Source organism: Streptomyces bungoensis (assembly GCF_001514215.1).
GTDB lineage: Bacteria > Actinomycetota > Actinomycetes > Streptomycetales > Streptomycetaceae > Streptomyces > Streptomyces bungoensis.
In genome coordinates this window covers 100,811-126,850 of record NZ_KQ948873.1, presented here as the reverse complement: position 1 = coordinate 126,850, position 26,040 = coordinate 100,811, and the positions used below count along the sequence as shown (strand labels likewise).

At 68.1% G+C, this 26,040-nt stretch carries 25 protein-coding genes and 3 pseudogenes; 21 read left to right on the top strand and 7 right to left on the bottom strand.

Annotation, left to right across the window (positions count from 1 at the left end; translation table 11 throughout):
* Both AQJ66_RS32510 and AQJ66_RS32505 read left to right on the top strand, forming a co-directional pair.
* Window positions 1–461: IS5 family transposase (locus AQJ66_RS32510; protein ID WP_107119108.1), on the top strand; the 461-nt coding region annotated here is incomplete at its 5' end.
* Window positions 462–577: 116 nt separating this feature from the next.
* A complete protein-coding gene (locus tag AQJ66_RS32505; RefSeq protein WP_061929108.1) occupies window positions 578–961 on the top strand; it encodes a peptidoglycan-binding domain-containing protein in 384 nt (127 codons plus the stop codon).
* 408 nt (window positions 962–1,369) lie between these two features.
* On the opposite strand, the pseudogene AQJ66_RS32500 reads toward AQJ66_RS32505, so the two are convergent.
* Window positions 1,370–1,965: pseudogene (locus AQJ66_RS32500) on the bottom strand (TetR/AcrR family transcriptional regulator).
* A gap of 80 nt (window positions 1,966–2,045) precedes the next feature.
* Between AQJ66_RS32500 and AQJ66_RS32495 the strand changes: the two are divergent.
* From AQJ66_RS32495 to AQJ66_RS32485, 3 genes are all read left to right on the top strand, one after another.
* On the top strand, window positions 2,046–2,834 hold the full coding sequence (locus tag AQJ66_RS32495) for an NAD(P)H-binding protein (RefSeq protein WP_079060553.1): 789 nt from the start codon (window positions 2,046–2,048) through the stop codon (window positions 2,832–2,834).
* A 478-nt stretch (window positions 2,835–3,312) separates the two neighbouring features.
* A complete protein-coding gene (locus AQJ66_RS32490) occupies window positions 3,313–4,578 on the top strand; it encodes a ParA family protein (protein ID WP_061929106.1) in 1,266 nt (421 codons plus the stop codon).
* Entirely contained in the window at window positions 4,575–5,768 is a 1,194-nt protein-coding gene (locus AQJ66_RS32485) for a ParB/RepB/Spo0J family partition protein (protein WP_079060552.1), read from the top strand. The genes AQJ66_RS32490 and AQJ66_RS32485 overlap by 4 nt, the downstream gene beginning before the upstream one ends.
* A 235-nt stretch (window positions 5,769–6,003) precedes the next feature.
* Here AQJ66_RS32485 and AQJ66_RS32480 read toward each other — a convergent pair whose 3' ends face one another.
* Both AQJ66_RS32480 and AQJ66_RS32475 read right to left on the bottom strand, forming a co-directional pair.
* The gene (locus AQJ66_RS32480) at window positions 6,004–6,558 is read right to left on the bottom strand and encodes an NIPSNAP family protein (RefSeq protein WP_061929104.1); all 555 of its coding nucleotides are present in this window, start codon (window positions 6,556–6,558) and stop codon (window positions 6,004–6,006) included.
* The gene (locus AQJ66_RS32475; protein WP_061929102.1) at window positions 6,555–7,022 is read right to left on the bottom strand and encodes a hypothetical protein; all 468 of its coding nucleotides are present in this window, start codon (window positions 7,020–7,022) and stop codon (window positions 6,555–6,557) included. Before AQJ66_RS32475 ends, AQJ66_RS32480 begins: the two co-directional genes overlap by 4 nt.
* A 56-nt stretch (window positions 7,023–7,078) precedes the next feature.
* Here AQJ66_RS32475 and AQJ66_RS32470 point away from each other — a divergent pair, with 56 nt between their 5' ends.
* Both AQJ66_RS32470 and AQJ66_RS39135 read left to right on the top strand, forming a co-directional pair.
* Complete coding sequence (locus AQJ66_RS32470; RefSeq protein ID WP_061929100.1) at window positions 7,079–8,008, top strand: helix-turn-helix transcriptional regulator; 930 nt, start codon at window positions 7,079–7,081, stop codon at window positions 8,006–8,008.
* Between the two features lie 747 nt (window positions 8,009–8,755).
* Window positions 8,756–8,851: pseudogene (locus tag AQJ66_RS39135) on the top strand.
* A gap of 222 nt (window positions 8,852–9,073) precedes the next feature.
* On the opposite strand, the gene AQJ66_RS32465 reads toward AQJ66_RS39135, so the two are convergent.
* Window positions 9,074–9,271, bottom strand: a complete 198-nt coding sequence (locus tag AQJ66_RS32465; protein ID WP_061929097.1) for a hypothetical protein — start codon at window positions 9,269–9,271, stop codon at window positions 9,074–9,076.
* Window positions 9,272–10,024: 753 nt separating this feature from the next.
* Between AQJ66_RS32465 and AQJ66_RS32460 the strand changes: the two genes are divergently transcribed.
* Entirely contained in the window at window positions 10,025–10,234 is a 210-nt protein-coding gene (locus tag AQJ66_RS32460) for a hypothetical protein (RefSeq protein WP_061929095.1), read from the top strand.
* 76 nt (window positions 10,235–10,310) lie between these two features.
* Window positions 10,311–11,000, top strand: a complete 690-nt coding sequence (locus tag AQJ66_RS32455) for a restriction endonuclease (RefSeq protein WP_061929133.1) — start codon at window positions 10,311–10,313, stop codon at window positions 10,998–11,000.
* A 120-nt stretch (window positions 11,001–11,120) separates the two neighbouring features.
* Here the strand turns inward: AQJ66_RS32455 and AQJ66_RS32450 are convergent, their stop codons facing one another.
* Complete coding sequence (locus tag AQJ66_RS32450) at window positions 11,121–11,540, bottom strand: hypothetical protein (protein WP_061929093.1); 420 nt, start codon at window positions 11,538–11,540, stop codon at window positions 11,121–11,123.
* A gap of 16 nt (window positions 11,541–11,556) precedes the next feature.
* Window positions 11,557–12,387, bottom strand: coding sequence for an NAD-dependent epimerase/dehydratase family protein (locus tag AQJ66_RS40435; RefSeq protein ID WP_244163000.1), 831 nt, complete (start codon window positions 12,385–12,387; stop codon window positions 11,557–11,559).
* 137 nt (window positions 12,388–12,524) lie between these two features.
* On the opposite strand from AQJ66_RS40435, the gene AQJ66_RS32440 reads away from it, so the two are divergent.
* The 9 genes and pseudogenes from AQJ66_RS32440 to AQJ66_RS32405 all read left to right on the top strand — a co-directional run bounded on the left by AQJ66_RS32440 (window position 12,525) and on the right by AQJ66_RS32405 (window position 20,707).
* Complete coding sequence (locus AQJ66_RS32440; protein WP_061929091.1) at window positions 12,525–13,373, top strand: helix-turn-helix transcriptional regulator; 849 nt, start codon at window positions 12,525–12,527, stop codon at window positions 13,371–13,373.
* Window positions 13,374–13,546: 173 nt separating this feature from the next.
* Complete coding sequence (locus AQJ66_RS32435) at window positions 13,547–13,801, top strand: hypothetical protein (RefSeq protein ID WP_061929090.1); 255 nt, start codon at window positions 13,547–13,549, stop codon at window positions 13,799–13,801.
* Window positions 13,798–14,172 carry a PIN domain-containing protein gene (locus tag AQJ66_RS32430; protein ID WP_061929088.1) on the top strand — a complete coding sequence of 125 codons (375 nt, stop codon included), beginning with the start codon at window positions 13,798–13,800 and terminating at the stop codon, window positions 14,170–14,172. The genes AQJ66_RS32435 and AQJ66_RS32430 overlap by 4 nt, the downstream gene beginning before the upstream one ends.
* 108 nt (window positions 14,173–14,280) lie before the next feature.
* Window positions 14,281–14,450: pseudogene (locus AQJ66_RS41080) on the top strand (GNAT family N-acetyltransferase); the annotation flags it as partial.
* A 115-nt stretch (window positions 14,451–14,565) separates the two neighbouring features.
* Complete coding sequence (tap, locus tag AQJ66_RS32425; protein ID WP_061929086.1) at window positions 14,566–16,809, top strand: telomere-associated protein Tap; 2,244 nt, start codon at window positions 14,566–14,568, stop codon at window positions 16,807–16,809.
* A 10-nt stretch (window positions 16,810–16,819) separates the two neighbouring features.
* Window positions 16,820–17,377 carry a telomere-protecting terminal protein Tpg gene (gene tpg / locus AQJ66_RS32420; RefSeq protein WP_061929084.1) on the top strand — a complete coding sequence of 186 codons (558 nt, stop codon included), beginning with the start codon at window positions 16,820–16,822 and terminating at the stop codon, window positions 17,375–17,377.
* Window positions 17,378–18,327: 950 nt separating this feature from the next.
* Entirely contained in the window at window positions 18,328–18,780 is a 453-nt protein-coding gene (locus AQJ66_RS32415) for a helix-turn-helix domain-containing protein (RefSeq protein WP_061929082.1), read from the top strand.
* Complete coding sequence (locus AQJ66_RS32410) at window positions 18,780–19,091, top strand: hypothetical protein (RefSeq protein WP_061929131.1); 312 nt, start codon at window positions 18,780–18,782, stop codon at window positions 19,089–19,091. Before AQJ66_RS32415 ends, AQJ66_RS32410 begins: the two co-directional genes overlap by 1 nt.
* Before the next feature lie 791 nt (window positions 19,092–19,882).
* The gene (locus AQJ66_RS32405) at window positions 19,883–20,707 is read left to right on the top strand and encodes a DUF6008 family protein (protein ID WP_061929079.1); all 825 of its coding nucleotides are present in this window, start codon (window positions 19,883–19,885) and stop codon (window positions 20,705–20,707) included.
* A gap of 1,966 nt (window positions 20,708–22,673) precedes the next feature.
* Here the strand turns inward: AQJ66_RS32405 and AQJ66_RS32395 are convergent.
* Complete coding sequence (locus tag AQJ66_RS32395) at window positions 22,674–23,627, bottom strand: ScbA/BarX family gamma-butyrolactone biosynthesis protein (RefSeq protein ID WP_244162999.1); 954 nt, start codon at window positions 23,625–23,627, stop codon at window positions 22,674–22,676.
* A 110-nt stretch (window positions 23,628–23,737) separates the two neighbouring features.
* Between AQJ66_RS32395 and AQJ66_RS32390 the strand changes: the two genes are divergently transcribed.
* The 3 genes from AQJ66_RS32390 (at window position 23,738) to AQJ66_RS32380 (ending at window position 26,002) form a co-directional block, all read left to right on the top strand.
* Complete coding sequence (locus AQJ66_RS32390) at window positions 23,738–24,355, top strand: ScbR family autoregulator-binding transcription factor (RefSeq protein WP_061929073.1); 618 nt, start codon at window positions 23,738–23,740, stop codon at window positions 24,353–24,355.
* A gap of 77 nt (window positions 24,356–24,432) precedes the next feature.
* Window positions 24,433–25,158: an HAD family hydrolase gene (locus tag AQJ66_RS32385; protein ID WP_061929071.1), complete on the top strand. Its 726-nt coding sequence runs from the start codon at window positions 24,433–24,435 to the stop codon at window positions 25,156–25,158.
* Between the two features lie 7 nt (window positions 25,159–25,165).
* Window positions 25,166–26,002 carry an SDR family NAD(P)-dependent oxidoreductase gene (locus AQJ66_RS32380; RefSeq protein ID WP_079060550.1) on the top strand — a complete coding sequence of 279 codons (837 nt, stop codon included), beginning with the start codon at window positions 25,166–25,168 and terminating at the stop codon, window positions 26,000–26,002.
* The last annotated feature ends 38 nt before the right edge of the window (window positions 26,003–26,040 follow it).

Sequence of the window (26,040 nt, the reverse complement as noted above, 5' to 3'; positions counted from 1 at the left end):
GGGGGCCACTGACCGGACCGAATCCGACCGACCGCGGCAAGCCGGGATCGAAAATCCACCTCATCACCGACCGAAACGGCGTGCCGCTGTCGCTGGGCATCTCCGGCGCCAACATGCACGACAGTCTCGGCCTGCAACCGCTCATGCGCGGGATCCCGCCCATCCGCTCCCGACGCGGTCCGCGCCGCCGACGTCCGGCCAAGCTCCATGCCGACAAGGGCTACGACTACGACCACCTGCGGAAATGGCTTCGCGAGCGTCGCATCCGCCATCGCATCGCCCGCAAGGGCATCGAGTCCTCCACGCGGCTCGGCCGACACCGCTGGGTCGTCGAGAGAACGGTCTCCTGGCTGGCCGGATGCCGAAGGCTGCACCGGCGTTACGAGCGAATGGCTGAGCACTTCCTGGCCTTCGTCGGCATCGCCGCAGCCCTCATCTGCTACCGCCGACTCACCAACTGAAACGACGTCTTATACGCCCCTTCGATATACCGCCTCTGTGGCCGGTGCGGGGATAGCTTCGTTGCCAAATATCCCAAGTGGCGGGCCGGGCCCGCCGGACTGGAAGGAGCGCTGGCTTGCTGAAGCGTGCGGGGTTGTCGGTAGCTGCGGCTGCCGTGCTTGCTGGGGCTGTGGTGCCGGTTGGTCTGGCGAGTGAGGCTTTCGCCGCTGGGGCCAAGGCGGGGGTGTGCAAGTCGTCGGTGGACGGTACGTACTGCGGCTACTACTCGGGGTCGGCGTACACCGATCGTGGTGATGCGGGGGCCAAGGTGAAGGAGATCCAGGCACTGCTGATCCATCACCACGGCTACTCGGTAGGCCCGAAGGGTGTGGACGGCTACTTCGGGGCGGGAACGGAGTCGGCGGTGAAGCGACTCCAGAGGGGCTATGGGTTGAAGGCCGACGGCATTGTGAGTGCGAAGACGTGGGACCGGCTGCGTGGGGAGCCGTTGGATCGCTGAGGGCGATCTTCTCGCCGCGACATGTCCCCGGACAGCCGCCGAGGCCGCGGAGCGTTCCGATGCGGATGCTGCCGCGATCCGATCCGAATCATCGAGCAGCCCAGCCTGGTCCGCCGCTGCACGTTCGGGACGTGCCGGACTCTCGCGGCCACTCGAGAACCGCTGCGGTTCTGCCCCGTGCACGAGGAGGAGGCCGCCACGCTACTCGCACGCATCGCAGCCTTGGCGAGGGTACGCGAGCTGGAAGACCTACTCCCCAAGAGCGCTTCCACGGTGCGCGCCGTTCGGCGGGTGGTGATTACGCCGTAATCACCACCCGCCGAACGGCCTTCCCGGGACCGTGGAGAGACGCAGCGGTCTCCCCAGCCTCCCCGGTCGGCGCTGTGGAACTTGATCGAGCGTCGCCCGTTAATGGAGGTGGCTGAATGCCTGGTCGGCGTCGGCCACGGCCTCGGGTTGGACGTCGTGGGCGGTTCGACCGTCGGCGATCCTCTGCCAGTTGGTCCGGGCGAGCACTCGTTGCACCGCGAGTACTTGGGCGGCGCGCAGGCGGGCCTGGATGCCGTCGCCGAGCGCGTCCGCCAGCGCCGCCTCGTCGTCGAGCTGGTACTGCGTGAGTCGTCCCGCCAGGCTCGGTGTGGTGAAAACCAGCCGATGGAACGCCACCACCTCGGGATGATCGTTGAGGCCGGTGACGGGGTCGTACCGATCGAGGCCGGCCCGGAAGTGCCGGTGCAGCGCTGTCACCGGCTCGATGCCGGACCTGCGGTCACGTACGACGCGTGCCGCCTCGCCCTGGTGGTCCGCGAACCGGTGCAGCACCAGGTCTTCCTTGGTGGGGAACTACGGAAGAGGGTCGGCTTGGAGATCTCGGCCGCCGCGGCGACGTCGTTGACCGAGACGCGGTCGAAGCCGCGCTCCAGGAACAGCGAGACGGCCGCATCGCCGATGGCGTCACGCGTCCGCTCCTTCTTGCGGGCCCGCAGTCCCGTCGGCTCGCTCATCTGACCAACGTAACATTCATAACTAGGTTGCTTTTTTAACCGAGTAACGTTTTTATGAGCGGCGTGAATCCCCTGGATGCGTGCCAGTCAGCGCCCTCACCCATCGCTCCGAGGCGGCGGCAACACTGCCGGCGAACGTCGAGGTCTTCACCGGCGACCTCACCGTGCCCGAGTCGCTCGACCCGGCATTGAAGGGCGCCGGTGCGGCCTTCCTCGTCTGGACAGCGCCGCCTCATACCACCGCGGCAGCCGTCGACCGGCTGGCAGCCTACGTGCGGCGGGTCGTCTTCCTCTCCTCCCCGCACCGGACGCCGCACCCCTTCTTCCAGCAGCCCAATCACATGGCGCTCCTGCACGCCGACATCGAGCGGCTCATCGCGGCCACCGGACTCGAGTCGACGATCATCCGGCCGGGGATGCTCGCATCGAACTCGCTGGCCTGGTGGGCGCCCGCGATCAGGACGGGCAAGGTCGTCCGTTGGCCTTATGGCGCTGCCGAGACGGCACCGGTCGACGACCGCGACGTCGCAGCCGTCGCGGCGCGGACGCTCCATCAGGACGGATACGCCGGAGGGGACTACGTCCTCACGGGCCCCGAATCGCTGACCCAGGCCGCGCAGGTGGACGTCATCGGTGAAGCCCTGGTGCGCCGGATCGCATTCGAGGAGATGACGCCGGACGAGTTCCGCAGCCTGTCGGAGGGCACGGCGCCCAGCTCGGTCGTCGACATGCTGTTGGCCGCGTGGAGCGCGGCGGTCGGACAGCCCGCATACCTCACCACTGCGGTGGCGGACATCCTCGGGAAGGCTCCGCGAACGTTTCGCGAGTGGGCAGCCGACCACGCCACCGCGTTCATAGGGGATTCGTAACCCCTGCCGACTGCGACCTGCACCCCCGCCCGCGCGCAGCCCTCCGCCCGCCATCGGGAGTTCGGGCCGCGGTGCCGCGCCCCGCTGATCCCGTGTCGGGGGGCGAGTGCGCGTCACTGTCCGGGCGGCTTGGTGAGAAGTGCGTTGCGGAGGTGGGGCGTCGGCATCCTTCTATCGCCTCATCACATCCGGCATGGTCGGAGCGAATCGCTGCGACGGCCCCGAAGCCGCGCAGCTTCAGGTTGGGTTCGCGATACGGCGTTGTGCTGGTCCGTGGAGATGGCTGTGGGACCGGAACAGGAGCCCGTGCTGGGTGATTACGCCGTAATCACCCAGCACGGGGGAGAGACCAGCACCCCCCATGACAGCCGACAATCAGGTTGTAATCACCCGTACACCCTGGACTGACAAGACGTCAGGTAGCGATTACTAACGTGTCGGGCGCGCTAAAGATCTTGAACGTTAGTATGGTGTCTTCATGAGTTCGCCAGCCACGTCCAGCGACCGCGAGAAGGTCGTCTCCAAACTGCCGGGATGGCTCCGGCAGAACCTCAAAGTGAGAGCCGCTCAGCACGGCATCGAGATCCAGGCCGCGGTCGAACAGGGCATCAGCGACTGGTGCAACCTGGCCTCCGCCACCGCCAACGTCGACACCTCAGGCGCCGACTCGTTCTCCACCTTCCTGCCGCCCGGCCAGTGGGACGAGTTCCGGCAGATCGCAACCGATCGACGCGTCTCCCTCATCCAGGGCCTGGCCCAGTCCATCCAGCTGTGGCTCGACACCAACCCGGCCCCCGACGTCGAACGGCCTGAGATCACCCGCCGCATCATCGTCTGCAACCAAAAGGGCGGCGTCGGCAAGACCGCCATCACCGCCGGCCTCGGCGAAGCACTCGCCGAAGACCCCAACACCCTCCACCCCGTACGCATCGCCAAGGCCCTCACCAAAGCGCTGCGCGCCAGCGAGACCCACGCCGACGAGGCAGAGCCGACCGACAGCCCGCTCGACATCGAGAACCTGCCGGGCCCCGGCCAGCACGTACTGCTCGTGGACTTCGACCCGCAGTGCCACCTCACCAACCAGCTCGGCGCCACTCCCCTGCCCATGAACGGCGACAGCCTCACCAACCACATGGCGGGCGATCCCAAGGGCGACATCCGCGATCTCATCGTCTCCGTCGACGACGACACTTTCGCCGGCCGGCTTCACCTCCTGCCCGCCTGCAACGACGCCTTCCTCCTCGACGTGCGTCTCTCCGCCGTCCGCGCCCGGGAAGCCGCCCTCGAGCGCGCTCTCGCCCCGCTCGAGGGTGATTACGACGTAATCATCGTCGACTGCCCCCCCAGCCTCGGCCTCAGCATGGACGCCGCCGCCTACTACGGACGCCGCCGCGACGGTGAGAAGCCCGGACAATCCGGAGCCCTGATCGTCGTCCAGGCCGAAGACAGCTCCGCGGACGCATACGAGCTACTCACCACACAGATCGACGACCTCCGCGGCGACCTGGCGATCGACATCGACTACCTCGGCATCGTCGTCAACCTCTACGACTCCCGCCGCGGCTACATCGCCACCTCATCCCTTCAAGGGTGGGTCGACATAAAGGATCCCCGAGTCGTCGGACTCATCGGTGACCTCAAGGAACAGAAGGAAGCCGTCCGAGTGAAGAGGCCCCTGCTGGCCTACGCACCGAAATCGCAGCAGGCTGTCGGCATGCGCGCCCTGGCAAGGGAGGTCATGTGAGCAAGGCCGATCAGCTCGGCGCCGGACGATTCGGCGGGGGAGTGCGCCCGGTCAGCGCACGCCGCCAAGCCGTGGCCGCTGCCACCGGGGTACCCACCGAAGGCGTCACAGCCCCTACAGAGCTCCCCGTCCACCGCATCAGCCTCAACCCCGACAACCCGCGCTCGACTCTCGGAGACCTCACCGATCTTGCGGGCAGCCTGAAAACGCACGGCCAAAAGCAGGCGATCACGATCATGAACCGTGACGCCTACGTCAAAGCCAACCCGGGCCAGGAAGCCGCACTCGAGCCCGACACCACCCATGTCGTGGTCGACGGCAGCAGCCGTCTCGCAGCCGCCCGCGAAGCCGGCCTTGCCACGATCAAAGTCATGGTCAGCGACGACCAAGGCGGCACCTCAGAGGAACTCCTCGAGTCCGCTCTCGTCGCCAACATCCACCGGCAAGACCTCGACGAAATCGACGAAGCTCGCGCCCTGCAACGGCTCCTGGCCATCCACGGCAGCCAACGAGCACTGGCCAAGCGCCTGCACCGCTCCCAGGGCTGGGTGTCACAACGCCTGGCGCTGCTGAACCTGACGCCCGAACTCCAAGCCCGCATCGGCGAAGAACCCATCGACCTCCTGCGCGCTGTCGGCAACAAGCCGGCCGAGCAACAGCAAGCAGCTCTCGAGGAGATGAAAGCGGAGCGGACCAGGAAGGAGGAGGCAAGGACCCGCGCGGTCAAGGGCCTGAACGAGCAGACAGCGGAGGGCCGCGCGGCTCGCCCGGAGGCGAGTCTCCCCGGTGATTACGGCGTAATCACCGGTCGACCTGACCGGAACGGGGGTGCCTCTGAAGCGAGCCCCGCAGCTCATCACGGTCCAGCCACCAGCGAGTCAGATGCAGACCCATCCCCGGCATCAAGCGGACCGGCTGCCGCAGGAGCGCCTCAGGTTCCCGCTCCCGTAGCCACTGAGGCCGAAATGCCTGCCCACGGTATACAGGAGACTTCCTCTGTTCCTGTCCAAACCACCGCCTCCAGGGCGACCTCTGGTAATGGGGACCGGCAGCAGCTGAAGAGGTTTCCCTATGAGGACGGCGTGTACGCGGCACAGCTCCTGTCCCACAAAATGCCGCCAGAGGAGTTCAACAAGATGCTGGACCTGCTCCTCAAGCACAGGGACAGTCAGTCGGTACCCGCCAGCTGAAACCCCCATCCACTCCGCATGAGCTTCCGCAATCTCCTCCTGCTGTCCCTCAGCCCCGGCCTCCAGGGAGCCGAGGGACAACAGGGTGAGCGGCTATCCATGTGGTGTTGATACGTGTCCGCGGTGGGGGAGGGGCTGAACTGGATCCGTGCCACCGGCCGAGCGGCACGGTTCGCTCACCGTCTGAATGACTCCCAGCAACCGGTATTGCCGCCGATACGACCAGCCGCAGCTCTCAGCTGCAAGCCGTCACGGGTTCCAGCCGCAGCCGTCGGATCGGCCAGGGCGGCGGGTCGGCCGGGCCGAACCAGACCCGGACGTCCTCCCCGGTGCGGACGGGCAGGAGGGGATAGTCGTTCTCGGCGTGCTCAGTGCGGTGCAGTGCATGGCCGGGGTCCAGGTGCCGGAACGCGTACGCGTCGAACACAGCCGCGTCCGACGGCCGACAGACCGTCGCGGCCACCTCGCAGATTCCTGGCTGCGGGAAGAAGCAAGGGCCGCGCAGCAGCAGGACGTCATCGCTGTCGATCATGGTGGCATTGGCCGCGTCACGGTGCTTCCGCCAGACCGGGCCGGTGTAGAAGGCCTCGAGTGCGCGTCGGCGCTGCACCATGTCGGGGAAGGCGCGCAGCCAGACGAAACGGTCCGGGTCGTCGAGGTCCCGGAACCGGCCGCCGACGGTGATGCCCACCGCCCGCTGGCCGATGACGAACTCGCGCTCGAACAGTTCGATCAGCGTCTTCCGTGCGCCGGGATGCAGTGTGTACTGGCGGAGTTCGACGATGCTCATGCGCCGGCCCGCCCGATGCGGGTGAGGTCCATGGTCCAGTTGAGCTCCCAGGTGCGGCCCTGGTCGGTGGAGAACTCCTGCTCCCAGCGGACGGTACCCGGGCCGAGGCGGTACCAGGTGAAGTGCACCCGGACCGGGCGGCCGTCGTAGGTGTCCTCGCCGTGGAAGTCACCGCGGTCGCCCGTGAAGCCGCCGATCACCGGAGGATCCAGTCGTCCCGTCCGGCTGTCGGACCAGTGGATCGACCAGCGCTCCGTGTCGCGGTCGAACAGCCGCAGGGTCACGCCCTGGCGGCCCAGGGTGGGGAAGGTGATCTCGTCGATGTTGCCGGCACCCCCGAACAGCGGCCGGACCGCCGCGTGACCGGGGAACTCGGCCCAGGTGGCAGGGCCCGGACCGAGCGGTGAGGTGAGACGGCGGTTGGCCACGTCCCAGAAGCCGTGCAGGAAGTCGAAGTCGTCCATGCGCCGCAGGCTAGGGGCACTTTACTGACATCCAGTGTCAGTAAATACTGGAGGGCATGCGCGCGAGCCGGCTGGTCACCCTGCTCCTGCTGCTGCAGAACCGGGGCCGGATGACGGCCCGACAGCTGGCCGATGAGCTGGAAGTCTCCGTCCGCACGGTCTACCGGGACGTCGATGCGCTCGGCGCGGCCGGCATCCCGCTGTACGGCGCGGCCGGACACGCGGGCGGCTACCGGCTCGTCGACGGCTACCGGACCCGTCTCACCGGACTGACCGCGGACGAAGCGCAGGCCGCGTTCCTCGCCGCACTCCCCGGCACCGCGGCCGACCTCGGCCTCGGTGAGGCACTCGCCGCCGCACAGCTCAAGTTGCGGGCCGCTCTCCCGGCGGAGCTGCGCGAGCACGCCGGCCGGATCCAGGAACGCTTCCTGCTCGACGCCCCCGGTTGGTACGGCGACGCCGACCGTACGCCTCACCTGGCCGCGGTCGCCGCCGCGGTGTGGACGCGACGGGCGGTGGTCCTGCGGTACCGGCGCTGGCGCGCGCCGGAGGAGATCGAGCGGCGCGTGGAGCCTTACGGGCTCGTACTGAAGGCCGGCCGCTGGTACCTGGTAGCCGGAGGGCCGTCCGGGACCCGCACCTACCGGGTCGACCAGATCCTCGAACTCCACTCCCTGGACGAGAATGTCGTCACGCCGGACGGGTTCGACCTGTCCGCGCACTGGAACAGCTATCTGGCCGACTTCCGGGCCCGGCTGCACACCGGGGAGGCCCTGGTACGGCTTACACCGGAGGGAGCCCGCCGCCTCGGCCTGACACCCGCAGGTGACGGTTGGACGGAGACACGGGTGCCCATCGAATCGATCGAACACGCCCACGGAGAGTTCCTGCGGCTGGGCACCGACGTCGAGGTCATCGCACCGGCGGAACTACGCGACCGCATCGCCGAGACGGTACGGACCCTGGCCACCCGCTACAAAGGGTGACCCCGGGCAGGGCCTCCCGGCCCGACCACCGGTTGCTCGTGACCGCGTGGCCCACCTTCACAACTTGTACGAGCTGATGCGCCTCTTCACCCTTATGCGGTCGCGCGTTCCGGAATGTCGCAGCGGCCCGTTGGCCAGGTCCAGGTCGTCGCGTCTATGCCGAGGGTCGCGACGGTCTGTAAGCCATTCGAGATGACCGCCTTCTCGCATTCCAGTGCTGGTGAGGCTGGCTCATATGCGCATGTGCCCGCACCTGGCGGTCCGGGTGCGGGCCGTAGGGTAGTGGGGGCTGGGCCCTCTGTCGAGCTGGGCAACCTTGGGCAGGTCGGCGTCGGTGGCGGAAGGCGAAGGGATAGACGCGGATGTCGCTGATTGTGCAGGTGTCTCAGCCGACGGGGCAAACAGTCGCCGCCGCGATCCTGGGCCTGCTGATACCTACTGCTCTTACCAGCCCTCCGGGCGACGGCATCGTGCACGCACCACGTGCATCAACCACCGCAACCCGCTGATCACCCACACGCGATGGGATCCTTAGCGCAAGCCTGGCCAGATGTCCTCCACGAGCTGGTGATACTGCACGGGCACGAGCCTGCGCCCGTGCTCGAGTTGATCGCTCGTGGTGTGTTCCCGGGGGATGGAGGCTTCAAGGCGGCCGAGGGCTCAGTCAGCAGCGTGTCAGAGCGCGGTCAGAGTCTCCTGCCACTGTTGTTCCTGTGACCGGCGCGCAGGACAGGGAGCCGGGAGCAGGGAGAGGTGCCCGGAGTGGTTGATCGGGGACCAATGAGCTCGGCTCACGGTCGGGCCCCTTCGGGGCCCACGCAGGTTCGAATCCTGCCCTCTCCGCCGTAGCTTCTGCGGACGACCACGGCCGCTTCATCGACGCCAGCTCCCGGGGGCGCGACCACCTTCGCGACTGCGACCGCTGTCTAACGACGTGACCGCCGTGCAGGCTCTCGCGCCTGGCCTCACCAGCCGACGGTTACGCCGGCCGGTGAAGGGCCGGTAGGCCGCCCCATAAATGGACGATATGGGCGGCCCACCTCGCCACACGCGGCACGTACATGCCTACTTGAACCAGGAGGCGACGCCGTGGTGGTGGGAGCACTTCGCGGTCTCGTACTTGTTCGCGGGCTTCTTGTGGTGCGTCCATCCGCACACCCCAGTGGTGTGGTGGACGCAGTGGTGAGCGGTGTTGGTGGACGGCAGCGTCGCCGCAGAAGCGGCCGGTGCGCTGAAGAAGACACCGGCGACGGCGGCAGCCACGGCTGCGGCAGCAAGACGAGCACGCGAAAGGATCCCCCTGGGAAGCTGAGCAAGTGCAGCGGGAGCCTATAGCGATCTCACTCCCAAACGGGCCGATCTGGCTATACATCATGGCCGTCGACTGCAGATGCGAGCGCTCTCAGCGAAGCGGAAACCGGAACACTTGCAAGAGCGCTGGAAGGCATAGGCGGCCTGGCTTCGAAGGCCGACGGCTGGCTCGGACTCTGGCACGGCTGCCCTGGACCAGTCACGATCCATTGGGTGGGCGACGTGCTCGGAGCGCTGGTCACCGAGCGGGCCTGGGGGTTCCAGGCCGCCGGCGTCACGCCGCGTAAGCGGTAGGCGTCCATCGCTCCGGAACTGGCTGGGAAGGTTGCGGCCGTCGCCTTCGACGCCGACTGGGGCCAGATCATCGTGCGCCCGGAGTCGACGGTCTGGGCGACGAAGGCGCGCCTGGAACGGGCTTGCGTCATCGAGGCCGTCAACGTCCGGCGGGCCGCACGGTCGTCCGGACGTTGCGCATTCTTCCTCCGGGGCGCTGCTCACGGTGGCGAGGCGGGTGATCTGTGCGTAGGCGTGCGGATCGAGGCGTGAAACACAGCCGCTGCGGTATTCAGCCAGGTCCGATGGCTTTGTGTCATTCGTCGGCAACCCGTCTCCACAGTCACTGAGACGCCGCTACACAGGAAGGCTAGAGCGGCGCTCTGCCGTTCCCGCGTAGTGGTGGCCGGTCGGTGGGGGAGGTCTGGACGGTTGCTGACCATCAACGTGGCGGTGCTGCTCGCAGTCATCGTCGTCTGGCGGCTGCGACGGCGTACGGAGGCCCGTAGTCGCTTCGACGAGAAGCTGACCGTCGTCATCGTCCTGGCGCTGGGAGTCCTGATCGCTCCCACCCCAGCCGGTCAGGGGATCATGAACATTCTGGGGCAGCTTGCGAGCGGCATTACACAGGCCAGCCGATGAGCTCTCGCACGTGCACGGGCTGGATGGCGCCCGTCAGCGCATACTGCGGATCACGTGTCAGGGGAGCGGGAAGGTGATGGCCACACGTCGACGGCGCCGGCGCTTGAAGAAGCGGACCCGCAGACAACTGCAAGGCTGGGGTGCGGTAGCAGCGCTGGCCGCAGTGGTGTGGGTCGCCGGGCACTGGTCGATGGTGTGGCCCCTCTTGGTGGCCGTACTCGCCGCTGCCGTGTTGGGCGGGGTCGGCTGGGCGCTGCTGCGGGCGCACCGTCACGCGGTCGGCCAGGACCGCGCGTGGCGGGCACAGGAGGAGGCCCGAGCGCGCGAGTTGTCCATGGCCGAGGTCGACGCCTTATCGTGGCAGGGATTCGAGGCGTACATCGCGGAGCTGTGCCGACGGGACGGCTGCAAGAAGGTCGTCGTCAGCGGCAAGAGCGGCGACCTGGGCGCGGACGTCGTCGGCTACATGGCCGACGGCCGCAAGCTGGTCGTTCAGTGCAAGAAGTACGCGCCGCACCGGAGCGTGTCGTCGCAGGACATGCAGAAGTTCGTCGGTACAGCCCGTCTCGAGCACGGCGCGGACGTCGCCTTGTTCGTCACCACCTGCCGCACGTTCACGAAGGCCGCGCTGGGCCTGGCACTGCGCCAGGACATCGTGGCGCTGCACCGCGACCTGCTGGGCTCCTGGGTCAAAGGCGCTCATCTGGAGACGCTGATCCCGCTGAACGGCAGCGGCGGCGGCACCAGGCGGCGCCCCTCTGCCTGACTGGGCTGCTGCAGATCACGGCTGAAGGGCCAGTGCGGCCGGTGGCAACCATGGTCGACCTGTACGAGGACGATTTGCTGGGCTGGCCCGGCTACGGAGCGGGCATGCGTGGGTAGTCGGTCACTCGCCCGGCAGCATGGGACTGCGGGCAAGGCGTGATTGCAGATCGGTCGGTACGCCACCGCTCCCGTCCATGACGGTCTGCTGGCGGCCGCCGGAGACCGTGTTGTGGACGTCGCTGGAACCCGTCGTGCGTACGGTGGCGAAAGCGGGCGTCCGCTGCCAAGTGCCCAGGGCGTCTGCGAACGCGGGATCCTGGCGGGCCCGTTCGGCCAAGGCGCGGGTCAAGTCAGCTGCCCGTGCGGTTCCTTCGGCGGTGTCCGCAGCAGCGGCGAGCGCGTCTAGTTCGAGGGTCCCGGTCGGTTCCACCGGGGAGGGGCGGTGGACCAGGGCGCGCAGGGACGCCCACAGTTGCTGGCCGGCAGCGCCCGCCGTGCCGGATGCCAGGGCCGTCAGCAGTTCCGGCGCCATCGGATCCATGAGTACCTCTTGTCACTCACCTGGGGACTATGGGTCGGGTGTCGAGTGTAGGGCCGACCCCCGGTGCGGGCTTTGTCATGTGTAAGAAATCGTTCCTGCCCCTGAGCGGGCCCTCGCCTGCGCGTCTGCCTCCGCGCCGGGTTGTCACCTCCTGCGCGGACGGCCCGGATACCCGGCGGGGCGGAATGGGACGTCGCCAAGTCATCCCGAGGGGAGCCAGCGGAAGAGGCCGAGGTGCACGAACTGCCCGAGTCCCAGAAGAAGGCGGCCGCCAAGAAGCAGCCAGCCAGGAAGACGGCCACGAAGAAGACGTCAGGACGCCGTCCGCGCAGCGCCTAAAAAGGAAGGGGAGCCGTCCGATGCGTACGTCCAAGCCCTTGAGCGCGAGCAGTTCACGCTCGGCCTCGGCCTTGGACTCGGGGTAGGCGCCCCACATCGCGCCGCCCGGCCGGCTCTCGTCCTCCTCGGTCAGCGGGCGGCCGCGTCCGAGGCCGTACACGTTGTTCGTGCTGACCTGCACGAACCGCTCCACACCCACGGCCTGCGCGGCGCGGCCCAGGGCCACCGCGGCGTCCCGGTTAACGGCCCACGCCTCCTCGTCCGGCACCCCGCGGAAGGAGGCGGCGACGTTCACGACGGCGTCCACGCCGGCGAGCGCCTTGCCCAGTGTCTCCTCGTCGCGCATGTCTCCTACGGCGACCTGGGCGCCCAGCTCCGCGAAGCGCTCGCCGCGGGCCGCGTCCCGCACCAGGACCCGCACCTGCTCGCCCGGCTGCCGCTGGCCCAGCAGCCTCGGCACGAAGCGGCGTCCGACCTGTCCCGTCGTACCGGTCACCAAAGTCAACACGATGTGCTCCTCACGTACTTGTGTCGCCTGTCGTCGACGACCAACCTCGGCCGACGCGGGGAGAAGGGGGAGAGACCCCGTGATCAGGGGATCACCAGTCCCTGGATGAGCCGGCCTGCCTCCCGCACCCTCGACAGGTGAACCGAGCCGAACTCGCCGACTTCCTGCGCCGCGCTCGCGCCCGCCTGGACCCCTCCGACGTGGGCCTCACGACCGGAGCCCGCCGCCGTACGCCGGGGCTGCGCCGCGAGGAGGTGGCCCAGCTGGCCGGCATGTCCGTGGACTACTACACGCGGCTGGAACAAGCCCGGGGACCGCGCCCGTCCCGCCAGATGCTCACCGCGCTGGCCCGCGCCCTGCGCCTGACAGAGGACGAACGCGACCACCTCTTCCACCTCACCGGTGAAGAGGCGCCGCGCCGGGAGGCGACCAGCACGCACGTGCGCCCGGGGCTACTCCTGGTGCTGGACCGGCTTCACGACACCCCGGCAATGGTGGCGACCGACCTCGGCGAGGTCCTGGCCCAGAACGCGCTGTCGCGGGCGCTGAGCGGAGACGTCCTCGCCCGCCCGCCCCGAGGACGCAACATGATCCGCCGCTACTTCCTGGACCCCTCGGCCCAGGAACTGTTCCCGCTCGAGGACCGCCCGGAGCGCGCCCGCGAGCAGGTGGCCGGCCTGCGAGCGGTGGCCTCGGCCCGCCCCACGGACCCCGAACCCGCCGCCCTCGTCGCCGAACTACGCGCCGCGAGTGAGGAGTTCGCCCGTCTTTGGGACGACCACGAGGTCGCCGTACGCCGCGCCTCCATGAAGCGCTTCCGGCATCCTGCGATCGGGATCCTCGAACTCGACTGCGAGGTCCTCGTCAACTCGGGCCACAACCAGCTGCTCGTCATCCACACGGCCCGCCCGGGCACGGAGTCGTACGAGCGCTTGCAGTTGTTGCGGGTGGTGGGCTTGCAGGACCTGACGCGGACGGGCTCCTGACCGCGTGCGCGCCTTCGAGTTCGTTCCATGCCCACCGCGCATCGCCCACCATCCATCGTCACCGGCTGCACCGAGATCAGGCTGGTCGGCAAGCGTCGCCGACGGGCGGGGGAGTAGTGAATCCCTGCAGACTCATTGCTGCCCCTGATTCTACCGGCGGTAGAATCAGGGGCATGGGCAAGCCAACCAGCATCAAGACCAGCGAGGAAGTGCGTAACCGATTGCGGCTCCTCGCTGAGGAGCGTGGCACCACCATCACCGAGCTGCTCGAGGAGCTCGCCACCCGCGAGCTCACGGCAGCCGAGCGAGAGCAGCGGGCTGCCGAGGCCGCTCGCGAGCTCGGCATCGAGTACACCGAGCAGGTCCAGCAGGCCGGTCAGGACGCCTGGGCGAAGATCCGCGCCCATCAGGGCGGCGCCGCCGCATGACCCTGACGGCCGTCCTGGACCACACCGCTCTGGCCGCCCTGTACCGTGCGGATCCCTTCCTCACCGGCCTCTACATCGAGGCCTCGCGCGGCAGCGGCCAGGTGATCATTCCTTCGCTGTCCGTGCGGGCCGCCGAGCGGCACGTTGTCGGCGCCGGCAAGCATGCCGCGTCGCTGCGGTTCGCGGAGCAGGTGCCCTTCACCGCGGCGCACGCGGTCGATGCGATGGCCTGGAAGGACGTGGACTGGCCGGTGGCTCACGCGGCGGCGATCGCCTGGCAGGCAGCCAGGGAAGGCGCGCCCCTGACAGTGTTGTCGCTTGAGCCTGAGGTGTACGCCGCAACCGGCATCACGCCACTGAATCCCAGCTGACCTCTTCCGGTGGTAGCAGCCCGTCCCGAAGTGGTGATCCGCATACACGCGCGCCAGCCCTGCACACCTTCATCGGCGGCACGCCGGACATTCCACGAGCCCTGCAGGGAAGCAGCCCGAGGCCTCGTCGACTGGCTTAGCTGACAGCGGTGCACACCGTCATCGCCCACATCCACCCTGAGCATCGGGCATCCGCTGCCGTCGCCACTGCCGCCGGGCTCGTTCCGACCGACGAGCGGCACGAAGGCGAGATCCGATGTCGCCGCTGCATCAGGTGATCACCCCGAGCCTTGTTGCCAATATTGATCGAGCAGACGACATTCGTACGCAAGATGTACGCGGAAAATGCGCCGTTCGTGCGTTCGGTGGTAGGATCCGGGGTGGAGGTACTCCATGTCCGAGTTGTTCGACGCGGTCGACGCGCTGATCGCGTCCCGCTCCCCGCTGCCGCCGCCGGAGGAACGCAGGCGGCTGCGGAAAGCACACGGCCTCACGGTCGAAGAAGTCGCCGCAGCCCTCAAGGTGCGCCGCGCCACGGTCAGCGGCTGGGAGTCCGGCAAGACGGAGCCGCGGCCGCCGGAACGCAACGCGTACGCCCGGCTACTCAAGCAACTCGCGGAGCTCTACCCCACCCCCACCGTGACTGCGTCCGAGCAGGACACGGCACAGGGCGACACGCGCCCCCATCAGCCCGAACCGACGGGAAAGCGGACCGAAGAGCCACCCCCAACGCCCGAGTCCGCAGCTGCGCATGTTCCCGGACACACCCGATCCCGTCCCGCTGCACCCACGGCTGCCACCGGGGCTACAGCGCCGCATCCGGTGCCACACGCTGCCAGGCGCTCGTCGACATCCTTTGGCACCAAGAAGGCCGCTGCGGTTCATGCCCCGGTGGCCGGCACCGACCCACACTTCGAGAACGGTCCGCTTGCGGTCGTCGACGCCGACGACGGGCAGGTCCTGGCGTACTGCGTGGGCGGCCTGGTCCTCGACGTGCCCACAAGTTCTCTTTCGGCCCTGGTGGAGTGGACTCTGAAGGAGGGCAAGCTGGGGCAGCCGAAGCTGTCCGGCCCGGGCAAGGACGCCGACCCGCTGCTCGTGCTCACCGAGGCCGCGCTGGAACACTACGGCCTGCCGGTCGCCCTCACCGACGAAGAGCGGCGCACTGGTCGCCTCCAGGAGGATCACAAGGTCCTCAGGCAGCTGGCGCGCGCCGACTGGAAGCTGACGAAGCGCGGGTTCGGGCCCTGGGCGCGGATCTACCGCCCGGCGCAGGGATCTGAGCGCCAGTGCGTGCAGCTGTGCATCCCGTCCTGGCGCGCGCTCGACCCCCGGCACTGGGGCATTGCGGGGCAGCTACCGCCGGCGGAACTCGCCCGGCTCCTGGGCACCTACGCGTCCCGGGTGATGACGCCGCGCGGCTCCACCGCGGTCACCGGCCTCGAGCTGATGACTGCGCTGCACCCCCCAACCCACGCTGTACGCGACGAAGCCACCGGCGGCTTCCGGAAGGCAGACACCAAGAACCCGGGCTCGCTGGGTGAGCACCCGGTCGACTGCGCCCCGTGCGAAGCTCCCGACGGGCACCCTCTCCTCAAGGACCTGCCGCGCTTCCACCAGCGCACCCCTGCCGAGAAGCTGTTCGAAGAGGCGTATGACTGGGCGCGGCCGCTCACCGACGACGAATGCACTAAGCGGTACCTGGTCGGCATCGACGTCAATATGGCCTTCGCCGCCGGCGCCAACGGCCTGACCGTGGGTCTCGGCGCACCGACACACGTCCAGCAGCCCCTGTTCGACCCGAAGCTGCCCGGCTCCTGGCTCGTTGACCTGTCCCATGTCGACCTGTCCCGAATCAAGCTCGGCAAAGAGTGGGCGGATCTGAATGGGGACCTGTTGCCCAGCCCGTTCACCCCGACGGGCGAGCGTCCCGGTGGGCCGGCCTGGTACGCCACGCCCACCGTCGCCTACGCCGTCGAGCTCGGCTACGACGTCCGCCCGATCGAGGCATACGTGCGGCACGACAACGGCCGTTACCTTGACGCCTGGTACAACCGCCTGCGCGACGCCTACATCACCACCATGGCCGACCTCGGCGTACCCGCCGACGCATCCCCGGAAGAATTCCTCACGGCGATGGACGGGTACCGGGACCGTGACCCGGAAATGGCGATCTTGGTCTCCGCGATCAAGGCCACGGTGAAGGGCGGCATCGGCAAGCTGCGCGAGCGGCCGCGCGGCGAGGGATGGAAGCCGGGGCAGCCCTGGCGAGCCCTGTCCCGGCCGACCTGGCGCCCGGACATCCGCGCCGCCGTGATCTCCCGTACCCGGATCAACATGCACCGCAAGCTCGTCAAGCACGCGGCGTTCACCGGGCAGTACCCCACCGCGATCCTCTCGGACTGCGCGGTGTACGCCGCCGACGGCCCGTCCCCGCTGGACTTCCTGCCCTACCGCAACGGCAAGCCGCTGCCGGGTGGCTGGCGGCTCGGCGTCTCGCCAGGGATGGTCAAGCACGAGGGCACCCAGACGGTGCTGTGGGGCGAAGGAGTCCGAGAGCAGTTCCAGGCGCCAGAACTCAACCTCGCCCGGTACATCAAGGACGGTCAGGTCACCAACAAGGACAACGGGGAGTAGGTAGACCTCGATGAGCATGTTCGGGGCCGGCCTGGACAAGGCGGTCCAGGGGGCGTTCACCCGACCCATCCCCAAGTCGGCCGGCGCGCAGATGCGCTACCTGGTCAAACAGCTCAAGGGCACCAGGCCCGTCGCCCAGATGCTGCGGATCTCCCAGCGCACCGTCGAGCGGTACGTCAAAGACCAGATCAAAAAGCCTCGCCCCGACCTCGCCGCCCGCCTGAAGGCTGAGGTGACGAAGCGGTGGCAACCGCAGATCCGCGCCCAGGCCAAGCAGCGGGCGGCGACCACGGACGGCATCGTCATCGACACCCGCGCCAGGATCGGCTACACCGCCCCGATCGGCTCCACCGACGACGCCCGCCTGCGTCACCTCACCGTCGCACTGCCACCCCAGTACGCTGCCCGCCTCTTCCAAGCCCAAGAACAGGGCGCCAACGACCAGCGGCTCCAGGAGATCGCCGCTGAAGCGCTCAAGGACGTGTACTTCCAAGACAGCGGCCGCCGCGCCGGGATGTTGGAAGAGGTGCGCTTCACCGACATCGAGTACATCGAGTTCGACCTTTAGCCTCCGGTTCACAGGTTCCGCCACTCGGATGACTTCAGAATGTGCATGTCTCCGATGCGGGCCACCGCAGACCTCTCCTGCCGGGTCCGGTAGGTCCGCGGGTGCGCCTCACTGCTTCCTCAGCAGTTGCCTACGCACCCGCCGTTGGAGCCTGCGGGCTTAGTGACGTCCCCGGACGTGGTGCGGCAGCGTGGTACCAGGGGCCTTCGCCGGCCCCTGGACCCCGCTGCCCCGCCGCTTCCCGGCGCGAACCCGTTTCGTCGTGGCGAAGACCGTGCGCGCCGGAAAGCGGCGGGTTGAGCTTCCCGGCGGCCTTGATCCCAGCTACCGAGGCAGTGAGGGACCTGGGCCGGCTGCGAGCCCGTGGAGGGCTCGCGTGCGTGGGCAGCGGTTGTCGGCCGTCGTGCGAAGCAGTGCAAGCAAACAGTCGGCCCACCAACCTCGTCGCAGGCGCAGGACAGGACCATGCCACTAGCGGGGTGAGGTGTGGTGAACGGCGTGCTGCTTACCAAGGTAAGAGAGCGCCACCCCAAAAGCGGTCCTGACCTGCAGAAACGTATGCGTACACCACGATCGCCAGGACTGGCAGGCAGTTCGGGAGATCGTGGAGCACGACTCAGGGATCTGAGTGCCCAGATCCCTCAACCCGGGACCCGGTTCCAGAGACCAGGCACCACGACTCCAGGAACCGGGACCACGGTCAAGGGAACTGCCACCACGGCCACAGGATCTGGCACCCGGTTCCTGCAACCGCACCAAATTGACGTGGAGTACATGACTCTGCCGAACGGGCACTGCGTGCCGATGACCCACGACCCGAGCGACGCAGCAACCGACACGGCTGACAGGCGGAGTTGATTGACTTCCTGCTCATGTACGTTAAGTTCATCTGGTCGGCTTCACAGCCGCCACTCATGAACCAGTAGTTATCTCCTCGCTCGGAGGGCTCGTTGGGAGCAGTACGCAGGCTGGTCGACGCCGATACGGGCGAGCCGGTCCCCTATGCGCCGTACGCCTTCTCGGGCAGGCACACGCAGGTCGACAAGGCGCGTGTCGAGGCGATCACCGAATCCAAGGCCTTCACACCGAGTCAGAAGTTCCTGGTTCTCTGGTGGATCGGGGTGTCCCCGGAGGGCATGGAACCGCTGCGAGCCACCGGCGCGGACATCGCCAAGCGTGTGGGAATGTCCGCTGACGCGGTAGGCAAGATCAACAGGAAGCTGGTCAAACACCGCATCCTGATCGTTCGTGGACGGGTCGGCAACTACAACTTCTACCGGATCAGCCCCTACATCGCTTTCCACGGGACGGGGCTCGAGCAGCGTGAAGCGGTGAAGACGTGTAACCCGCCGGATATCCCCGGATTCGACGAGAGCGCCCCTGCGCGGTGGGAGGCCCAGTGATTGACAACGACGCCAAGCAGAAGAACCTCGAGCTGCTTGAGAAGACAGCTGGCATGACCGCCAATCAGCGACTCGTCGTCATGCTGTACGCCCTCCACCCCACCGACCGGTCCGGCGCCGTCCTGGAGACCGCCGCCAACCTGGCCAAGCTCGTGGGCATGGCCCCTCCAGTCTTCTCCCGCACCCGCAAGCAGGTCATCGAAGCCGGCTGGCTCGAGGAAACCGAGAGGCTCGGTCACATCAGGTACTACCGGCTCGACCCCAAGCGCATGGGCGAAAACGTCGTCATCCCACTTCGCCGCGCCACATGACGTCCTCCGGACCGCACCTCATGTACGTCACGTCAATGAGGTGCGGTCTCCAGGACGTCTTCCTTAGCATCTGAGCAACCCCGATGGGCTCAGTTCGGCAATGGGTCCATCCTTGAGCGCGTCCAGCCACGGCCCAAGCGATCCCCGCGCAGGTCGTCGTCGATGTGGGCAAAGAGGGGGACTCGCCGCCGGTATCCGCCGCCGTGACGGACGACCGGCCGCTCCGGCGCCGCCAGCGGAAGCCCGCCGCCACCCCGCACTCGTCCAGCGCGACAGTCGCCGCCAGATAGGCTCGGACGAGCGGATCGTGGAGGCCGCGCTCACCGCGCACTGCACCGACCCATCGCGGGCCGCGAGCCTTGCCAGCCCGGCTACCGCCTCACGTACTGCGGCAATGACCGCCGTACCCGGCCGAGACCGGAGATCCCGGTGGTATCCCGGCCTTCGCCTGTCTGCTGTCCCATCGCCTACGGGGCAGCCGCGCGGTCGTGTCTTCAGGTCGCCGCCGGCGTGAGGTCATAGGCGCGGTCGCCCCGCACGTACTACGGAATCAGCCGCGATGCCCAATTCCGGATCGGTCGTCGGACGCGGGACAGCACCTGCCAGCTTTGCTGGCTTTCGTGCAAGCGGTGAACCTGGGCGAGGCGCCGCAAGGAGGCCAGGAGGAGGGCGCACCCGGGGTACCGCAAGTCCGCACATTTGAAGTGGCCGCCGGGTACCGACGATCCCTAGCGTGACGCCGAGCGCCCTTCAGGTCGCTGTCCGGAGTCGATTCCCATGAGGGGGCACCCATGGATCACGCGCACGGAGCGCACGGGATGGGAAGCATGTCGGGTATGGGGGGGAGCGGTGTCTCATCCTGGGACACGCTGGGAGCCCTCTTGCTCACGGGATGGGCCGTCGCGATGTGGGCGGCCGTGGTCGTGCTCGCCTTCGGGAACCGACGGCAGGTCCGGCCCTGGATGTACAAGACTGCCGTCGCCGTCATCGGGCTCGGTGTGATCGGCCAGGTCGGTCACTTCCAGGAGCACGTCGCGCAGGTCGGTTACTGGGTGGCCCATCCGTACTCCCCGGCCTGGATGACTCCTTGGGGAACCGGTCTGGCACGCGGCATGGGCCAGGTGGATCCCACCAAGCCCACGCTCGGCATGGAGATCCTGCACCTCGTAGGCAACTTCATCTTCCTCGCCGGGCTTGTCGGCATCGCCCAGATCACGCAGCGCGCCGCGCGCAACCTCAAGTCGCGCAAGTGGGCCAGGATGGGCGTGTGGATGCAGACCATCCACGGCCTGGAGCACGTCGTTCTGACCCTCTCCGTCGCGCTCGGCGCCACCCGCGCCATCGGCCTGTCCACCTGGTTCGGCCTGATTGAACCGGGTCCGGCACTGGTGACGTACCGGGTGTGGTGGCACTTCGTCGCCAACCTGATCGGCACAGCCATTCTCGCCATCGCGGTCTACCACCTGTGGAAGGAGCGGCGAGCGGTCAAGGCGGCATACGAGGCTGCCGTACCCGCCGCGTCTGAGACGGCAGAGGCCGTGGCTCCGGCTACTTCGGAACTCGACGCTTCCGAGGAGAGCCCGGTGCGTGAGACGACCCTGGCCGGCCGCCCCTGAAGGTCCTGCCTGCGCTCGGTACCTGGCGGTGCGGCAACCGACTGTCCCTCCGAGGCGATGCGGCACCGCCAGCACAGGCCGTGCGGTGCCGGGCGGCCGCACATGCCGTCGTTACCCCGGCACCGTGCGCCGTCGCCCGCGGTAACAGGTTCGTTGGCGGTCCGGCATCCATCACACAGGCCGGAGTTCCCTGGGCGGTGAGGACGCTCGCAGCCAGGGCAGCAGGACACGATGCGGGCCTCAGGGGGCGGTGGAACGACCACGGAACACGAGACGTTTCGTGCTCCGGCTTCCCCGCCCAGCTCCGTACGGGGGAGTGGTGTGCGGTGCCGGCGGACCGACGCCACTTCGCGGCAGGCGGGGCAGCGCGTGCCGGTCGACCAGAGCACGCCTGTTTCGCAGTCCGGATTGGCGCAGCCCCAGCGGGGGAGCGCGACACCCAGCAGCCACCGCCCCGCGTCCCGGATGTCGTCGAGGAAGGTCTGCGCGAGGCGTTGGGTGAGCCTGGCCTGCAGGCGGGGAACAGTGACGCCGTCGTCGAGTTGTCGGGCGATCTCCCGACCGATTCTGCGCTGCACGTAGGTGTTCACGTTCTTGAGCAGGAAGCGAACCGGCTCCAGGACGGCGTGAAGCCTGCCACTGAAGGTCAGTTGCGGCCCGTCATAGGGCTCCTTGCGGGTGGGGGAGGGCGGGACAGGTGGGGTTCGGTCCTCCGCGCGCAGCGCGCGACCATCCGCTGCCCTGATGGCGCCCGGCGTTCGGGCGGACGTCTCGACGTGCTTGTCCACCGGTACCTCGCCTACGGCGGATGGCAAAGGCGCAGCGTCGTTCTCGGGTCGGTCAATCTTCAGGTCTTCCTTATACGCGAGCGAACGCGCATCAGCGTCGAGACCTGATCGGTCATCGAAGTAGGAAGAGACGACGACCGGCTCGTCGTGGACCACGAACACGTGGCGTCCCTGGAGCCCGGCCCGCCGCCGCACGCTGATCCAACCCGACGCGGCCAGTTCGTCGACGATGCGGCCCGCCGCGTCGGTGCTGATCGCCTCTCCGGCCCGTGGACCGGAATGGTGGTGCAGGAAGCCGGCGAGCGCGCTCTCGGTCAGGGGGATCTTCTGCGCGACGGCGAAGGCGATGACCGCCAAAGCGCGGAGCAGGCGAGGACGCAGGTGTTCGCTTGCGGCCACGGGCAGCCAGATGAACCGCTCGGCGGACTGCAGCGGACGGACCCGACGGCATGCGGTGGTTCCCCTTCCGCCCGGCAGGGAGCGGCGCCGGCTGTCGGGAAGTTCGATGATGCCGTCGGGGGCTTCAGCCCGCAGCTGCGCCAGACCACGCTGAACGGTCGATGCGGACATACCCAGGTAGGAGGCGAGGGTGGCGACCCCTGCGGTGCAGCCTTCAGGGCGCAGGCCGAGAGCCTTGACCTTGACGTAGACGCTGAGTGCGGCGTCGGTGTAGTGCGGGGATTCGACGATCCGCATCGGCACCTTCACCCGACCACGGCGCACGACGGCGACGCAACGCTCGATTCCAGCCGGAGATTGACTGGATTCAGTCGGCGAAAAATCACTATCAAAGCGACCTTCAGCCCCAAAAGCACAGTCCGAGGGCTGGAGAATCGCGGCACTCTGGTTCATCATAGAGAGGTCTCTGTAGGGAGGCATGACGAAGCCGCTCTGCGGCGGCTTGACGGTTCCGGCAGAACCTGGCATCGCACGTTCCTGGGGTGGCACCCGGAAACGAGCCTTCGCCCGTCGAGTTGGCAGCTCGACGGGCGGTGTGAGAAGACCGTTGACCCCAGTGATGGCTCACTGGGGATCGGTCGCCGACCGTTGCCCTCCCGGGCACAGTCGCACTCTGCGCTCTACATGGTTCCTCCCCCGGTTCGTATCACCCGCGGCGTTCGGTCGGCACGGCCCCCCGTGGCGTGGTGACTCTCACGCCGGATCGTAACGCCGGTTTCTCACAGCCAGGCGGCATCCGCGAACTCTGCGCTGGCGTGGAACACGGAGAAACCTTTCTGTGTGGCGTTGACCCGGATCTTGTCGCGCGTGCCGGACGATGTGGCGGTCGCCGGCATCGGCTCGGCCTCGATCCAGCAGGGTGCGTCGAACTCGACGTAGCGGTTGAACGAGACGTCCATCGACGTCGGCAGCACCGCTCCCGCTCGTGCGGGGTCGACGGCGTGCGCCGCCTGGCGCACCGACTCCAGCAGCAGCATGCCCGGAACATGGTCGAGTGCGTGGTCGAAGAGCACGGGGTGGCTTGTGTCGACTCGGAGTTGCCACCGCAGCCGCTCGTCCGTAGGCGCGAGGACGATGTCCTGTTTGCGGAGCCGGCCGACCGTGCTGCGCGAGACCGGCTCCGGCGGCTGCGGTGCGCTCGCGAAGATCTCGCCGACCTCCCGACCTGCGCGCAGGCGCTGGTAGACGGCGGGGGAGTGGCTGCCGAAGCCGACGCTGGCCTTGGCGACCAGGACACCGTCCCGGGCTGCTTCCATGTGCATGGACATCGAGACCGGCACCGAACGGCGGTAGCGGATGTCCGAGCAGGTCACGCGCAGGTAGACGTCCGCGGGGGTGGCCTCGATACGCAGGGCCTCGGGGTTGACGGCGAACTGCAGCCGGGACCAGGTGAGATGGTGGCCGAGCGGCACGTGGTAGCCGACGTGGGCGATCAGGGTGCTGGTCTGCCGGATGGTCTCGCACAGCAGCAGCGGGTCGTGCAGGCCGTACTCCGGCACGTAGAAGCTGTGGCAGCGCGGCCACTGGGCGGTGGCGGTGAAGGCGTCCTGCCCCACCTTGGCCCATCCGGTCAGTAGGACTTCCGACAGAGCCGCCCGGTGCACGTACTCCCTGGCGACGGTCGTGGTGAGTGTGGGTCTAGCCGGGTTCTGTGACTCTGCGGTTGTAAGCATGCCTCTCCCCATGGGCGTGCGATGTTCCCCCTGGGCCCCTACCGGATGGGTGGGGCGGGCTATAAAATAGGGGTTGTTCGTTTTTTTTGTCGAGAGGAAGCTCGCCCCAAATGGTGAAGCTGCAGCAAGACCGAGCAGTCAAGACGCGGGAAGCCATCGTCCGGGGCGCTGCCGAAGTCTTCGACCAGTACGGATACAACGGCGCCAGCGTCAACAGGATCATGCGGCGAGCCGGTGTCTCCCAAGGGGCGATGTACTTCCACTTCAAGTCCAAGGAGGAGCTGGCGCGTGCCGTGATGAACGCGCAGCCCGACACGATCGTCCCGCGACTGGACTCGGACGGACTGCAGCGCATCGTCGACATGACGTTCGTCTGGGCATGGCAGATCCAGCGAGACGTCCTGCTGCGCGCGGGCGTCCGGCTCACCAATGAGCAGGACGGCACCGGGATGCACGACGCCTCGCCGTACGTGGACTGGGCACGCATACTTGAGACTAGCCTGACGCAGGCTCAGGACGAGGGCCAAGTGAACGAATCGGTGAACGTACGCCAGTTCGCCGAGCTCCTCGTCAGCGCGTGCACCGGTATGCAGATGTTCGCCAAGGCCGTGAGCGGCCGGCAGGACCTGCCCGACCGGGTCGTGGCCATGTGGCGGATCCTCCTGCCGGGCGTCGCGCCCGCACGGATCGCCGCGTCGATCAACCTGGACGTACGACGCTTCGCCTGACCGGCAACCGCGCCCGGACATCCTCCGCGCACAGCCCCACGGCTGTTCCCGCCCTCCACCGACCCAGGAGATCTCGCGTGGCCTCAGGACATCGTCAGCTGCGCCTAGTCGCGCTGAACATCGACGGCGTGTTGCTGAACGACTCGTTCAGCCCGGTCATCCATCACTTCGTCGTCAGCCGCGGCGGGCGGTACACGGCCGAGCTGGAGCGGCACGTCTTCTCCCAGCCCCAGCAGGTGGCGAGCGCGTACCTGGCGCGGTCCGTGCCCGTGCCGATGACGGCCTCGCAGGTGCTCGAGGCCTACTTCCGCGAGCGTGACGTCTACCTGCGCGAGCACCCGGTCCGGCTGTCCGACGGCGCCGTGGCACTGGTGCACCGCATCCGGGACCTGGGGCTGCGCACGGTGTGTTACGGCGGACTGGGCAAAGAGCACTTCGACCGTTTCCTGGGGCCGTGGGCGCATCTGTTCGACGGGCCGGGCTACGTGTGCACCAACGATTTCCGTCCCGGGGTCCGCGAGATCACCCAGGACATCTTCGGACTCGCTCCTGACCGGGTGCTCTTCGTCGACGATGTGGCCCGCGTGGCCGAGAACGCCAAGGAGCTCGGCGTGCCGTTCATCGGCTGTCCCAGCGGCTTCGAGCACGGCTTCCAGCGTCAGCTGATGAGGGAAGCGGGCGTCCGCCATGTGGTCGACTCCCTGCATGCCATCGATGAGTCGCTGCTCAGTGCTGTTGATACCGAAGCCGCTTGCGGTACGGTCTGGGCCAACGCGCAGGCGGCCCACAACTCACGGTCCTGAGACCGAGATGGTGCGACCAGCCAAGGTGAGAGCTGCCTGTTCAACAGGGGGGATAGGGACAGTGAACGACAGCGGGCACCGATCCGGCGGTCTGCTGAGCGGCAGAGTCGCCATGATCACCGGAGCATCCAGTGGCATCGGCGCCGCCGCCGCCCGGCTGTTCGCCGCAGAGGGAGCGGCCGTCGTACTGATGGCCCGGCGCGAAGACCGGCTCAAGCAACTCGCCGACGACATCGAAGCCGGCGGAGGCCGAGCGCTGGCCGCACCGGGCGACGTGGCGTGCGCCGAGGACGTCCGCCAGGTGGTGGCCAGGGCCGAGGAGACCTTCGGTCGTCTGGACGTGGCCTTCAACAATGCCGGTTGGGGCACCGCGGGCACCCCGCTCCACGAGACCGAGGACGCCGAGTTCGACAAGGTGATGGCCGTCAACGTGGGCGGCCTGTGGAACTGCCTGCGCCACCAGCTTCCGGCCATGCTCCGCGCGGGAACCGGTGCCGTGGTGAACACCGCCAGTACGGCGGGCGTGGTGGCGACCGGGGCTGGAGCGCCGTACGTCGCCGCCAAGCACGCGGTGATCGGGCTGACGAAGGCCGCAGCAGCCGAATACGGCGAACGCGGAATCCGCGTCAACTCCCTGGTGGTCGGAACCACGCGGACCGAACTGATCGAGGGTGCGGTCAAGCAGCACCCCGAGTTGGAGACCGCGTTCGTCGAGCGGCAGATCCAAAAGCGCATGGCGCATCCGGACGAGGTAGCGCACGCCGCGCTCTGGCTCGCCGGCCCGCATTCTTCGTTCGTCACCGGGACGGCGATGGCAGTGGACGGCGGCCTGACCGCCGTCTGACACGGCAATGCCGAGGGGGCGGTAGGCGAACATGTCGG

Excerpts from the sequence above, each read along its gene's own strand:
- AQJ66_RS32490 (WP_061929106.1), top strand. The coding sequence starts at position 3,313 with ATGAGTTCGCCAGCCACGTCCAGCGACCGCGAGAAGGTCGTCTCCAAA.
- AQJ66_RS32480 (WP_061929104.1), bottom strand. The coding sequence starts at position 6,558 with ATGAGCATCGTCGAACTCCGCCAGTACACACTGCATCCCGGCGCACGG.
- AQJ66_RS32475 (WP_061929102.1), bottom strand. The coding sequence starts at position 7,022 with ATGGACGACTTCGACTTCCTGCACGGCTTCTGGGACGTGGCCAACCGC.
- AQJ66_RS32470 (WP_061929100.1), top strand. The coding sequence starts at position 7,079 with ATGCGCGCGAGCCGGCTGGTCACCCTGCTCCTGCTGCTGCAGAACCGG.
- AQJ66_RS32455 (WP_061929133.1), top strand. The coding sequence starts at position 10,311 with ATGGCCACACGTCGACGGCGCCGGCGCTTGAAGAAGCGGACCCGCAGA.
- AQJ66_RS32450 (WP_061929093.1), bottom strand. The coding sequence starts at position 11,540 with ATGGATCCGATGGCGCCGGAACTGCTGACGGCCCTGGCATCCGGCACG.
- AQJ66_RS32435 (WP_061929090.1), top strand. The coding sequence starts at position 13,547 with ATGGGCAAGCCAACCAGCATCAAGACCAGCGAGGAAGTGCGTAACCGA.
- AQJ66_RS32430 (WP_061929088.1), top strand. The coding sequence starts at position 13,798 with ATGACCCTGACGGCCGTCCTGGACCACACCGCTCTGGCCGCCCTGTAC.
- tap (WP_061929086.1), top strand. The coding sequence starts at position 14,566 with ATGTCCGAGTTGTTCGACGCGGTCGACGCGCTGATCGCGTCCCGCTCC.
- tpg (WP_061929084.1), top strand. The coding sequence starts at position 16,820 with ATGAGCATGTTCGGGGCCGGCCTGGACAAGGCGGTCCAGGGGGCGTTC.
- AQJ66_RS32405 (WP_061929079.1), top strand. The coding sequence starts at position 19,883 with ATGGATCACGCGCACGGAGCGCACGGGATGGGAAGCATGTCGGGTATG.
- AQJ66_RS32395 (WP_244162999.1), bottom strand. The coding sequence starts at position 23,627 with ATGCTTACAACCGCAGAGTCACAGAACCCGGCTAGACCCACACTCACC.
- AQJ66_RS32390 (WP_061929073.1), top strand. The coding sequence starts at position 23,738 with ATGGTGAAGCTGCAGCAAGACCGAGCAGTCAAGACGCGGGAAGCCATC.
- AQJ66_RS32380 (WP_079060550.1), top strand. The coding sequence starts at position 25,166 with ATGGTGCGACCAGCCAAGGTGAGAGCTGCCTGTTCAACAGGGGGGATA.